The sequence below is a fragment of the Afifella pfennigii DSM 17143 genome (genome assembly GCF_000688515.1).
Classification (GTDB): domain Bacteria; phylum Pseudomonadota; class Alphaproteobacteria; order Rhizobiales; family Afifellaceae; genus Afifella; species Afifella pfennigii.
Window position 1 is genome coordinate 90259 of record NZ_JHZK01000009.1, and the last position, 12908, is coordinate 103166.

General features: G+C 61.7%; 9 protein-coding genes and 2 pseudogenes. 1 reads left to right on the forward strand and 10 read right to left on the reverse strand.

Annotation, left to right across the window (positions count from 1 at the left end):
• Positions 1 to 9: 9 nt before the first annotated feature.
• The 10 genes and pseudogenes from Q331_RS22985 to Q331_RS20845 form a co-directional block, all read right to left on the reverse strand.
• Complete coding sequence (locus Q331_RS22985; RefSeq protein WP_051630910.1) at positions 10 to 873, reverse strand: class I SAM-dependent methyltransferase; 864 nt, start codon at positions 871 to 873, stop codon at positions 10 to 12.
• 32 nt (positions 874 to 905) lie between these two features.
• Positions 906 to 1058, reverse strand: coding sequence for a hypothetical protein (locus Q331_RS23905; protein WP_169738487.1), 153 nt, complete (start codon positions 1056 to 1058; stop codon positions 906 to 908).
• Positions 1059 to 1062: 4 nt separating this feature from the next.
• Positions 1063 to 2898 carry a GNAT family N-acetyltransferase gene (locus Q331_RS22990; protein WP_026380425.1) on the reverse strand — a complete coding sequence of 612 codons (1836 nt, stop codon included), beginning with the start codon at positions 2896 to 2898 and terminating at the stop codon, positions 1063 to 1065.
• Entirely contained in the window at positions 2898 to 4232 is a 1335-nt protein-coding gene (locus Q331_RS22995; protein ID WP_051630911.1) for an ABC transporter ATP-binding protein, read from the reverse strand. The genes Q331_RS22990 and Q331_RS22995 overlap by 1 nt, the downstream gene beginning before the upstream one ends.
• Positions 4229 to 5419 (reverse strand): ABC transporter ATP-binding protein, encoded by a 1191-nt coding sequence (locus Q331_RS23000; protein ID WP_245615572.1) that lies wholly within the window; start codon positions 5417 to 5419, stop codon positions 4229 to 4231. Before Q331_RS23000 ends, Q331_RS22995 begins: the two co-directional genes overlap by 4 nt.
• Positions 5420 to 5561: 142 nt before the next feature.
• Positions 5562 to 6398, reverse strand: coding sequence for an ABC transporter permease (locus Q331_RS0109135; RefSeq protein WP_026380426.1), 837 nt, complete (start codon positions 6396 to 6398; stop codon positions 5562 to 5564).
• 521 nt (positions 6399 to 6919) lie between these two features.
• Positions 6920 to 8857 carry an asparagine synthase (glutamine-hydrolyzing) gene (gene asnB, locus Q331_RS20835; protein WP_051630915.1) on the reverse strand — a complete coding sequence of 646 codons (1938 nt, stop codon included), beginning with the start codon at positions 8855 to 8857 and terminating at the stop codon, positions 6920 to 6922.
• Positions 8858 to 9039: 182 nt separating this feature from the next.
• Entirely contained in the window at positions 9040 to 10047 is a 1008-nt protein-coding gene (locus Q331_RS0109145) for an NAD-dependent epimerase (protein WP_026380427.1), read from the reverse strand.
• 184 nt (positions 10048 to 10231) lie between these two features.
• Positions 10232 to 11425 carry a glycosyltransferase gene (locus Q331_RS20840; RefSeq protein WP_051630917.1) on the reverse strand — a complete coding sequence of 398 codons (1194 nt, stop codon included), beginning with the start codon at positions 11423 to 11425 and terminating at the stop codon, positions 10232 to 10234.
• Positions 11426 to 11716: 291 nt separating this feature from the next.
• Positions 11717 to 12592: pseudogene (locus Q331_RS20845) on the reverse strand (IS3 family transposase); the annotation flags it as partial.
• 100 nt (positions 12593 to 12692) lie between these two features.
• Between Q331_RS20845 and Q331_RS23415 the strand changes: the two are divergent.
• Positions 12693 to 12806: pseudogene (locus Q331_RS23415) on the forward strand (DUF4372 domain-containing protein); the annotation flags it as partial.
• Positions 12807 to 12908 lie beyond the last annotated feature (102 nt).

The window sequence follows — 12908 nt, forward strand, 5'->3', positions numbered from 1 at the left end:
AAAACTCCGTTAGGGCTGGCGCCGCTTGCGACCGGCGACTTCAACCGCGAAACGGGCAGGATTGTAGAAATCGAGAAGGGACCGGGGGCGGCGGACGAGCCCGCCGAAAAGCACGCCGAGCCCCGACATGGGTTGCAGGTTGAGCCGGTCATAAAGATCGAAGCCGAGCCTGCGCAGCGTTGCCATGACGCCCCAATTCGAGCGGTAGAAGATCGAGGTCTCGAAAAACTGCGGGTTTTTTCCGTGAGCTCTCAGCCGTGCCGCCGCCGCTCGTCGGCTCAGGAACGGATGCCAGGGAACCTGATAATGCGCCTCGTTGCGCCATGCCGCATAGTTCGGACACAGGACGTAGATCGAACCGCCCGGCTTCAAGAGCTCAGCGGCTCGGGCAAGCACGGCGCGATAATCGTCGATGTGCTCGATGACGTTCCACAATGTCACGGCATCGAAGCTTTCCGGCTCCAGCTCGGATGCGAACACCCCGCCCTCCAGAAAGACGCGCTCGGCATCGTCCTGCGGGCGCAGTCGCCCCAGCCGGCGCCGCGCGAAATCGACCTCATAGGCGGCGACCTCCGTGCCAATGGCGTCGTAGCCTGCGTTGCGCGCCGCCACGACGAAGCTGCCGAAGCCGTTGCCGACATCGAGGATGCGCGCTGGCGCCGCAATCGCCGCGCCCACCACCTGGACCGCATAATCGGCGAAAGCCATGCCGGCATGGCTCTCGATATGGAAGGCTATCGAGGCATCGTCGAAGACCCCGGCATACTCCTGGCGCAGATGCCTCTCAAGCTCGGCGCTTTCCCGAGCCGTCAGAATCTCCGCGCAGCGCTCGACATGGCGCGGCTCTCTGCCCGTGTTCTCCACCGAAACCATTGCGTCTGCCTTGTGCGAACCGCGTGCTACTGTCAGACCGGCTTCCGAAACACGCATCCAATGACATCGGCGAAGCTTGGCAGGAGAGCACCCGGGCAAATGGCGCGTTCGTGTTGATCGGTCATAGCGTCAAAGAATTCCCCATGCGCTTCCAGACCGCTGTAGCGCTGATGCACAGAATTCATGGGGCTAGCTCCTTCGCTCCACGACGATGAGATGACGAAAGGCGAATCGGCGCAGAAGCGGCAGACTGCTGATCCGTTCATCGAGCATCCGGCCGAAGACCCGGCGCTTCAAGATTTCGCGCCAGACAGGATGCAGCAAGGGACGCAGCCAATTCGGCCTGCCCGCCCATAGCGGCAGCAACTGAAAGCACCGATGCTCTTTCACCGCAAGCCCGGCATCGCCGATTGCGGCCCCGATCTCCTTCAGCGACAGCGGATAGGTCTCTGGCCAGTCGGTGTAGAACTGCAGGCAATAGGCATTGAGCGAACGCCGATTGCCGAAGTCGAGGATGGCCCGGCCGCCAGGCTTCAAAACGCGGCCAACCTCCGCCACCACCGTCTCGGCCTGCGGGATCGCATAGAGCGAGGAGAAGCAATAGAGGCAATCCACCGAGGCATCGCCGAGCGGCAAGGCGCGCGCATCCGCGCCCGCGAAGGCGACGTTGCCGCGTCCACGCTCCTCAGCCAGCGCCCGGCCGGCCTGCAGATACCGCTCGCTGAAGTCCAGCCCGATCGCCTGGTCGACGGAGGTCGACAGATCGACCAGATGCGCGCCTGCCGCGCAGCACAGATCGACGAGCGCGCCGCCGCGATAGTTGCGCGCAACAAGCGAGAACCGGTCGTGCAGCAGCCGGTCGACATATTCGCTCGCTGCGGCATCGAAGGCACGGCATATTTTCTCGGTCGCATAAAGCGACCCCGCCGCATACGCGGCACGTGATGGCATGCCGCCGCCCTGATTGGCACCTCCTTGGTTGCTCGCAGTGATCGGCAATGCTCCATTTAGATCAGTTTTTGCGGCCGCGGAACGGAGAGCCTTCCGAGCCTTGAAACTGCGATGCAACTCTCCGCCGAACTTGGATTTGAAAACCGTAAGTCCCCGCTGCTTCCCGTCCTGGACCCACGGAAAGACGTCACCAACTTCGTACCACCTGCAACCGCTTTCCAAAGCGCCAGTAATCGCTCTCCACATCAGAAGATAGTTGATGCCACTATCTAGATGGCCATTGAAGGAACAGCCGGTGTGGTAGAGGCGACCATTCGCGATGGTCGCATCATTGTGGAAGGCAATAGGCTCGCCGGAGGGCGAGAAGCCTACTAGAAGAACTGCGTATCCTTCCGGAGCTATGTGGTTGGCGATCCCGTCGAAATAGGCTTTCGGATGAGGACTGACGCCCGTCCGATGATAGGTTTCACGATGGGCCTCGAAGTAACGATCGGCATAGGCACCCCAATCGCAGCGCTCGACGGTGTAGCCGGCCGTCTCCGCCTTGCGGACCATCTGGCGAGCATTTGCCGACAGGCCCGACCACAACGCCTCCTGGCCCACGGAAAGATCGATCATGCGCGTAACGGTCGACAGGTCCTCGAACCCGGCCTCGATGAACGGGTTGACCTGCCATGGAACGTCCTGCGACGTCTCCGTCAGCGGCGACAGACCGACCTCAAGCACGTTGGCGCCGGCATCGGCTCCGACCTTTTCCGCATGGCGCAAGGCACGCGACCACAGCCGTTTCCGGTGGCTGGCTTCCACGCTGACGGCGATGATCGGCCCGGCCCACCCCCAGCCGCTTGAACCTGCGCGTCCCGATGCGCGCTGAATCTGCAATGGCATGACGGCGACAAGCCGACCGTTCTCGAGCGTCGCGAAGCTGAGATCCTCCAGGCCCCAGGGCTCGACCGCGAGAATGAGATCCTGCCAGCCCGACAGCGCGAACACCCATCCGTCGGGCGACGCGTTCACAAGCGCATCCCAATCCTGCGCAGGGATTTGTGCGCGCGGCAGAAACTCGATGCCCATCACGCGCTGCGCAGCGTCCGGCGAACCGGCATATCGAGTTCCTGCCAATGGCTTCTTTGGGAGAGAAAACCCTGATTGCGCACCAATCCCTGCTCTCCCAGATATCCATCAAGCGAGATGCGGATGCGCGTCGCGTCGACGACGCTGTCGAGCGTGACGAGATTGCCGTCGGCCGCCGAGCCGAGCTCAAGCATCAATGAATAATCGCCGCTGGTCAGCTTCAGCGCCGGCACGACGCACTCCACGGTGCCGGCCTCCGGCAAGGGAGCTGCTTTCGGGTCGAGCGGGGAGAGAAGCATCGTCAGCCGTTCGTCATCCATCGTGTGGATGCCGATGCCGATATAGGGCGCGGCGACCGAAGGCGCCCGATAGGTCACGCGAATGCGCACTTCCTCACCTGTGGAGAACACGGTGGCCGGCCGGCCATCGGCGTTCAGCGTCTCAATGGCCTCAAGGAGAATGCGTCCCCGCACATGCGTGTAGTAGCCTTCATGCCTATCAAGTGCGACCTGTGCCGGCGCGTCCGCTATATCCTGCGCCTCGCTGGCGCCGGCGGCCGGCATGGCGACCGTTTCCAGATACGCTTCGACGATTTCCTCCGGCGTTCCGCTGCGCACGATCCGGCCGTGATCGATCCAGATGCAACGCGTGCAGATCTGCCGGATTGCCTGCATGCTATGGCTGACGAAGAGAACGGTACGCCCCTCATGCGAGGTCTGCGCCACGGATGCCTTCGTCTTTTTCTGGAAGTTGGCGTCTCCCACCGCCAGCACCTCGTCGAGCAACAAGATATCGCTCTCCAGAAGCGCGGTGACGGCGAAGGCGAGCCGCATATACATGCCGCTCGAATAGCGTTTGACCGGCACATCGATGAAGTCGGCAAGATCGGCATAGTCGACGATGGCATCGAAATTGCGCCGCGCCTCGGCCACGCTGATCCCGATCAGCGCCGCCGCGACGAAAATGTTCTGGCGGCCGGTCAGGTCGGGATGAAAGCCCGTGCCGACCTCCAGCAGGGAGCCCACACGGCCAGACATCTCCGCCCTGCCGGTGGTCGGAACCGTGATACCGGACAAGAGCTTGAGAAGCGTACTCTTGCCCGCGCCGTTACGCCCGATGATGCCGAGCACCTCGCCGCGAGGAACCTCCAGCGAGACATCGCTCAGCGCCCAAAACCAGTCCTTCTCCGCCTCGCGTCGCAGCGCGGGAAACCGCGCCTTGGCCCGCTGCACCCATATCGGGCCGCGCAGCGGCTCGCCGCCGCCGGCGCCCGGCAGCAGATACCGCTTGCCGAGATTTTCGACGCGCACGGCGATCTCGCGGTTGCCGCTCATAGCTGGCTCGCGGCCTCCGCGATGCGCCAGGATGAGGGCGTGACGAAGCTTCCCAGGTCATCGGCGTCGAGCAACGCCAGATGCGGATCGGCCTCGCGGATACGCACGGTCGTCGCTGTCGGAATGCAGTCAACGGAGACGAGCCGCTCAAAATCGATCTTGCCGACATCGATCATGATCTCATAATCCCCGGCGACGAGATCCACCGAAGGAATGCGACATTCCACGAGCCCGTCGCCCACCGGATAGAAGATCCGGTCGCAGTGGAGGCTATAGAGCACGAGCGCCCGGCTGCCGTCGGGGCGGAGGAAGAAGACGGTGAAGTAGGCGGCTTGCGCTTCCAGGCTCTCTGCTCGGTAGCCGATCCGCACCGTCAGCGGCGAACCGCGCTCCATCAGCCGCGTTGCGCGACCATGACCGTCGAGCGTCTCTACCGAACGCAGAATGCGGTTCTCGCGCGTCGCCCAGAAACCCGAATCGCGTCCCAGATCGAGCCAGGCCGGCTTGCGCGCATAGGCCTCGTCGGTCTCGTGCGGACGCACCGCCGTCGATTCGGCATAGCGCTCCGTCATTTCTCCGACCGGGCCGAAATCCTTGACCCGGCCGTTCTCCAGCCAGAGGCACCAATTGCAGATGCGTTTGATGGCATCCATGTCATGGCTGACGAAGAGGATGGTGCGTCCGTCGCGGGCGATATCGTCGATATGTCCCCGGCTCTTCTTGCGAAACGCCTCGTCCCCAACGGCAAACACCTCGTCGAGGATCAAAATGTCGGAGCGCAGCAACGCACTGACGGAATAGGCAAGCCGCACATACATGCCGCTGGAATAGCGTTTGACTGGCATGTCGATAAACGGCGCGATGCCCGAGAATTCCACGATCTCGTCGAACTTGCGGGCGATTTCGGCGCGCGATACGCCGAGCAGCGAGCCTGACAGAAAGACGTTCTCGCGCCCGCTGAGATCAGGATGAAAGCCCGTGCCCACCTCCAGCAGCGACCCAACCCGGCCGTTGATTCGCGCTCGGCCGGAAGTCGGCGTCGTCACGCCGGAGAGAATCTTCAGCATCGTGCTCTTGCCCGAGCCGTTCCTGCCAACGATGCCGAGGATATCCCCTTCTCGCAGCTCGAAGGAGACATCTTGCAGCGCCCAGAACCAATCGCCTGAGGCGTCGCTACGCCCCGGCATGAAGCCGCTCAGACGGCGTTGCCATGACCTTTGACGCGATCCGCCATCCTCACGCTGGTCCTCAGGCTTGAAATAGCGCTTGCTGAGCCCCTCGACGGCGACTGTCACTTCGCCGGAAGACTGCTTTTTCCAGCGTCGGCGTTTACTGAACATCCACGGCCGCCTTTTCCTGGCTGGAATAGACGAAAAGCCCAAGGAAAAACAGCACCACGCTCAGAAATAACGATGCGTAGAAGGAAGCATTCAAGGCAAGCGGCTGACCGAGAAAAATCCACCTCGACCCCTCGATGGCCCAATACATCGGATTGAGCTGATAGAATGGCATGATCGAGGCAGGAACCATCGAGGGAGGAAACAGGATCGGCGTGAAATAAAAGCCGATCTGAAGGATGATTTGCATCAGCGGTCTTATATCGCGCATCTTCACGAGCAAGCCGGCGAGCCAAAGGCCGATGGTAACCGTCAGCAATGTCACGGATATTAAAAGCACTGGCAGCATCAGAAGGCGCCATGTCGGCGGATAGCCGTAGAACCAGGCGATTGCCACCAAGATCACAACGAGGATCGTCGCATCGAAGAGATCGCGAAACACAGCCGCGAAAGGCAGCAGGATACGCGGGAAGTAGACTTTGGAAACCAGCGCCATATGGTCATGCAGGCAGCCGATCGCATTCATGGTCGCCTTGCTGAACAGCAACCAGGGCACAAGCGCGGAGAAGACAAAAACGGGATAGGGAATGCCGGGGGTGGGCACCCGGATAAAAAGGCCGAACACGACGACCAGCGTCAGCAGCATCGCCAAAGGCTCCAGCACCGACCAGAAGATGCCGAGCACCATTTGAGCGTAACGCGAGGTCACGTTGCGCCACATCAGCAGCCACAACAATTCGCGGTGCGCCCAGGCGTCGGCAAGATCCAGCCGCCACCAGGAGCGTTTCGCCTCGATCACCTTGACCGGACGGTCTGTTGCGGTGCTCACCGAATCTCTCCGCTTCGCAGCCCAGTCGCAACCGTCATCTAGCGGACATTCCGCCGACTGCGGCACGGCAAGGCGTGCAGTGAAAATGTCTCAAGGCGCAGCACCCGACCCACATATCGCCGGATACCGCCCCAACGTTCGCGCCGACCCAGCCGGTGGTTGCGAAAAGCAACACGCCCACGGCCTGCCCTATTGGGGTTCGTGCCGCCAGGTCGGTCCAATCGCACCCGCATGAGGCCGAATGAAGGAGACGCGTCTCGTGCGTTCGCCAACAGATTCCTCATGCTATGAATGGGAGCATCAACCTTAGGGGCGTTCTTATCCCCGGATGTCGCGCGTCCCATACCAAGAGCTGCGAAGCAAGCGCAAGCGCGGGTCTTGGTTGGCGCCTCCCAGAGCATCCACATCAACTGCGCATTTCGTGCGCGAGCAGCGATATCGGCATCCGATAGCGCGCTGCTGCGAGCCGAAGGAGGATCGGCTTGCGCCGACGCGCTGCAGCGTGCCTGCCTCGCCGGCGTTCAGACCAGCGCAGCCTCCAGCCTCGACTGGACCGGCGGCGTCGAAGGACAGGCGCCATCGATCCACATCTCGAACCATAGCTCGAGCATCAGCAACGCCCAGATTCTGGGCGCGTGCCCGTGCCCGCTGCAATGCAGGTCGAGCAGCTGCCGCACCGCCTCCGGCCGGAACAGCCCCCGCTCCCTCGCGCGCTGAGACAGAAGCACTTCGTAGACGAAATCGCGCATTTCGCCCTTCAGCCACCGATCGATCGGCACGCCGAACCCCATCTTGGGGCGGTAAAGCAAATCGTGCGGCAGGTAAGGCTCCATGGCCTGTTTGAGCAGCGCTTTTGTTTCGCTTCCCTGGAGCTTGACGTCTTCCGGCAGAGAAGCCGCCCATTCCATCAGTACATGGTCGAGGAACGGCGAGCGACATTCGAGCGAATGCGCCATCGAGGCGACATCCACTTTCACGAGCAGATCGTCGGGAAGATAAGTGTGGATGTCGGCCCATGCCGCGCCCGCTGCCGGCGTCGGCGCCGCCAGCAAATAGGGATCGAGCCGGTCCAATGGCGATGTCTCCAAATAGCCCTGCATACGCTCGCCATAGAGCGGCTCCTTGGCCTCGTCGCCGAAAAACGCGATCGCCTGCTGATATCTGCGGCTCGGTTGCGCATGCAGGCGCCCGGCCCAGTGCCGCAAAGCCCGTGCGGGCAGCGTCGGGCTCCAGGAGGCGGGCATTGTCTGAAGGATCTTCGAGACGATGCTCTGCGCCGGCGCGGGCAACGACGCTTTTTCGGCCCATTCACGGAAGTTCACATAGCGCGGATAGCCGAGAAAGGACTCATCCCCGCCATCGCCGTTGAGCGCGACGGTGACGTTTCGCCTTGCGACCTCGGACACGTAGTAGGTTGGAATCGCCGAGGAATCAGCGAAAGGCTCTCCATAGTGCCAAACGATGCGCGGCAGGATGTCCATGCCGTCCGGGCGCACGATGTATTCGTGGTGCTCCGTATCGTATCGGTCCACGACCGCTTGGGCATAGGGGCGCTCGTCATAGACCTGCTCCTCAAAACCGATCGTGAAAGTTTTGACGCGGGCCGTCGATTCCAGCGCCATCATCGCCACGATTGCTGAGGAATCGACGCCGCCGGAGAGAAACGCTCCCACTGGCACATCGGCGATCAGCCGCAGCCTTGTCGCCTCACGCAGGTGATGAACGAGTTCCTCGCGCAGCTCCGGGAGCGGACGGGCCGCACCGCTCCGAGGCTCCGGCAGAGAGAAATACTGCCGCAGATAAGGCTTCTTGCCACGTTCCTGCAGCAACATATGCGCCGGAGGCAGTTTATGGATTCCCTCAAAAGCCGTCAGTGGCGAAGGAACGTACTGATACGTCAGATATTCGTGAATGGCCTGCAGATTGGGCGTGCGCTCCATGCCCGGCCAGGCAAGGATACCCTTGATTTCGCTGGCAAAGATCAGCCTGTCCCGGAAGTGGGTATAGTAGAGCGGTTTCTTGCCCACCCGATCGCGCACGAGGACGAGACGCTCTTGGCGCCCATCCCAAAGAGCGAATGCGAACATCCCGCGCAGGCGCTCGACCACATCCAGTCCCCACGCCTCGTAGCCGCGGAGGATGGTCTCCGTATCGGAATGGGTGTCGAAATGCGCGCCGAGCGTCTCTAGTTCCTTGCGCAACTCCGAGAAATTGTAGATTTCGCCATTGAAGACGAGCACGATCTGACCATCGGCGCTCGCCATGGGTTGGTTCGCGCTCTCAGACAGATCGATGATGGAAAGCCGCGCATGCGCAAGGCCGATTCCATGACCGTTCCAGACCCGCTGCGCGTCCGGTCCCCGGTGCGTCAGGGTGCGGATTTGCTGGAACAGCCGTTCGTTGCCGTCGGGAAGCTCCGAACGGTCTGAAATGGACATGTAGCCCGCGATCCCGCACATGCTCGCCTCTGTTCCATCTATGCCCGCAAGCGGCGGGGCTTTTTCACGACCATTGCGGCCAGGCTGAGGCGTCCACGCCACAGGGTGCCGTTCGCCACTGCCAGCGCGACGGCTCCCCTAATCCATAAGGGGCTAAGAGTTGCGACCGCCCCAATCTTGGCGCCGCGCTGCCACGACGGCGACTAAACCCCGTAGAAATCGCGGTACCATTTGACGAAGTTCTGAATGCCCTGCTCGATCGGCGTCCGCGGACGGAAACCGACGGCTTCCGTCAACGCTTCGACATCCGCATAGGTCTTCGGAACATCGCCTGGCTGCAGCGGCAGGAAGTTTTTCTCCGCCTCCCGGCCCGCGGCTTTTTCGATGCACGAGATGAAGTACATCAATTCGACCGGATTGTTATTACCAATATTGTACAACCGATACGGAGCGTTGGAAGTGGCGGGATCGGGCGCATCCGAAGACCAATTCGGGTTCGGTTGCGCTACCCTATCGAGCGTTCGCACCACGCCCTCCACGATATCGTCGACATAGGTAAAATCGCGGGAGTGGTGGCCGTTGTTGAAGACGTCGATCGGCTCTCCTGCCAGAATCTTACGCGTGAACAGGAACAGCGACATATCCGGCCGCCCCCAGGGGCCGTAGACGGTGAAGAAGCGCAGCCCCGTCACCGGCAAGCCGTAGAGATGGGCGTAGGTGTGCGCCATCAACTCGTTCGACTTCTTGGTCGCGGCGTAGAGGCTGAGCGGATGGTCGACATTCTGATGGACGCTGAACGGCATCAGCGTATTGGCGCCGTAGACGGAGGAGGACGAGGCGTAGACCAGGTGCTCCACTGCGTGATGCCGGCAGCCTTCGAGAATATTGATGAAGCCGACGATGTTGGCGTCGATATAGGCATGCGGGTTTTCCAGCGAATAGCGCACGCCGGCCTGGGCCGCGAGATTGATCACCCGCTCAGGCTTGTGGGTGAGGAATAGCTCGCCAATCGCCTCCGCATCCTCAAGGCTTGCCCGCACGAAATGGAAATTCTCATGGCCCTCGATCTGCCGAAGGCGCGCCTCCTTCAGCGCCACATCATAGTAATCGTTCAGGTTGTCGAGCCCGATCACCACGTCGCCGCGCGCCAAAAGCTTGCGTGCCGTGTGAAAGCCGATGAAGCCGGCCGCGCCGGTAACGAGGACTTTCATCAAACACCGGTCCTGGACGATTTGCCTTGATCTGCGTGGAATGCCGCATAGAGCACGAAGCGATGGGTGGCAAAATAGCCTGCAAATTGCAACCGCCCACGCAGTGAAATGCCCCGCTTATGGCGGCCGGTGCAGGATGCCCCCCGCCTCGTTCACGGAGATAAAAGGAGATTTCGGATCGAGCTCACCGGGGCCTCTTGTTCGCTTCCGGTCCGCAAAGCATGTTCCGATAGAAGCCGTCGTAGGCTTCCACGCATGCCTCCATGCTGAACCTTGAAGCCGCAACATCTCGCGCGGCCACGCCCAACCTCTGTCGAAGCGAAGCATCGGATGCCAGCCGCAGGATCGCTGCGCCCAGTTCTTCCGGCGCCCGAGGCGGCACCACAAGCCCGCAAACGCCGTCCGCCACCGCCTCGGCATTCCCTCCAACATCGCTCACCACGATCGCCAGCCCAGCCGCCATCATCTCCAGCACAGCGTTGGAGAAGCCCTCTTCATGGGAGGCAAGGACGCCAATATCCGCCGCCGCAAGCAAGTCAGGCACATCTTCGCGCGCACCGAGAAAAACGACCTGATCCTCAAGCCCCCTGGCCAGGACATGCCGTTCCAGGTCATTCCGAATGCCATCATCGCGTCCCACACAGATAAGCTTCCACGCGCGAGGCATCTTCTCTTCCACGCTGGCAAGGGCATCGATGAGGTCTCTGTGGCCTTTGTAAGGGATCAGATTGGCGACGCAGACGACAAGGATGCAGTCGTCGCTGACATCCAGGCGCTTTCTCATCGCCCAGCGCTCTGCGCTTTCCTCCAAGGCGGGAAGATCGACACCGTTGTAGATGAGGCTGAGGCGATCTTCCGGGCAGCCTTCTTCGATGAGATCGTCCATGACGCGGCGGGAATTGGCCACGAGCGCGGTCATGCGGTGGTGCAGCCATCGCTCCAGCCGCGCCGCATGGCGCCAGCGCGCCTGGTAATGGTTACGGCTCCGCCGACTCATGACACGGATGGGAACGCGCGCGACCAGGGCGACCGGCGCGCCGACGAGATAGGCGCCGGGGAGAAAGAAATGTATCGTCTGGGGTCTTCGCCGCACAAGATATAGGAAGAGCGATACTGCTCTGTGGATCATGCGGCCGACGCGGCTCATCATGCCGCCGCTCCCGGGTCCCGCGCTGGGCTCACCGATCACCTCCACCCCCTGCGCCTCGAGCGCCTCGGCAAGCTGACCGCGATGCGTCAGGCAATAGACGGTCACGTTCCAGCCGCGTGCCGCCAACCTGGGCGTGATCGAGGCAAGATGCTGCTCTGCCCCGCCTCGGTCGAGGCTGCCGATCACGTAAAGGAGGGAGCGAGGATCCCTGCCGCTGAACTTGGACACTCTCGGCCTCGTCGGCGTTGTCGTTGACGGCTTCAGATGGGCTGCGAGGCCGTCCGCGCCCGCGGGGTGCATCCGCGAAGCCCGGGGACGGCGAGCCATCTCAGTAGGCGCGCAGAAAGTCGCTGTCGAGAACATGCGCACCATGTCGGCTTTCAGGAAGCGCGCTCACGCATGCCGCGGACAACGCTCTGCAGGAGGCACGAGAGCCTCTGCCTCCATGTCCGTCGTCAGATGATTTGGGACATGGTGGCGAGATCGATATCGGAGGATCTGGCTCCCTGATAGTTGAGTTTATGCCGCGTTCTGTTGGTGCAGCAAGCGGCGTTGTTCGATCGTCTTCTGTTTGATCTCCCTTCTTTGTCTGAGGATGGTTTCGGCCCGGCCGAAGTAGACGTCCGCAGGCGTCAGGTTGCCAAGGCTCTCATGGTACCGGTGGTTGTTGTAGTGGTCGATGAAGGCACCGATGGCATGTTCGAGAGCGCCCGGCAGATAGTAGTTCTCGAGCAGGATGCGGTTCTTGAGCGTCTGGTGCCAGCGCTCTATCTTGCCTTGCGTCTGAGGATGATTTGGCGCCCCGCGGACGTGATCCATGCCGCGGTCTTCCAGCCAGTCGGCCAGATCGCCGGAGATGTAACTGCTGCCATTATCGGAGAGCAAGCGAGGTCTGTGGGCGACCGTGGCGGTGTCGCAGCCTGAAGCCACCAGAGCGTCTTCGAGGGTAGCTGTGACATCGTTTGCCCTCATCGTCGTGCAGAGCCGCCAGGCGATGACATACCGGCTGTAGTCATCAAGGATGGTTGAGAGGTAGAACCACCCCCATCCGGTGACCTTGAGATAGGTGAAGTCGGTCTGCCAAAGCTGGTTCGGTCGAACGGTCTTGTCGCGGAACTCATCGGCTGCCTTGATGGTGATGTAGGCCGGGCTCGGGATCAGGTCATGTGCCTTCAAAAGCCTGTAAACACTGGCTTCGGAGACGAAGTAACGCTCGGTGTCGGTGAACCGCACGGCCAACTCCCGGGGCGACAACTCGGGCTCATCCAGGGCCAGATCGACGATCTGCCGTCGCACAGCATCAGGGATGCGATTCCAGACCCGACTGGGCCGAGATAGCCGATCCACCAGCCCGGCTTCGCCGAGCGACAGATACCGGTCATACCAGCGATAGAACCACGGCTGTCCGGTTTAATTTTGTGGACTGAGCGCACGGTGTTGATTCTACTCGTGTTCAGACGTTTGGCGCGTCTTCCGGACGCGAGGGAGCAACACCGTGCGGCACCACAATAGCGTTTTCCACGACGTCTTGAAGCATGTTCCCTGGGGCGTGTTCGAACGGCTTGTGGACAAGCACCATGCGGACAAGCATGTGCGTCGGCTGTCGACTGTCCGGGATCAGCGCCCATGGGCCATCTGAGGTGATTTCGTAAAGGAGGGTTTCTGGCTCATCGTAACCGCCAAGGAGTGGAGATGAGACAGAAACCCGGAA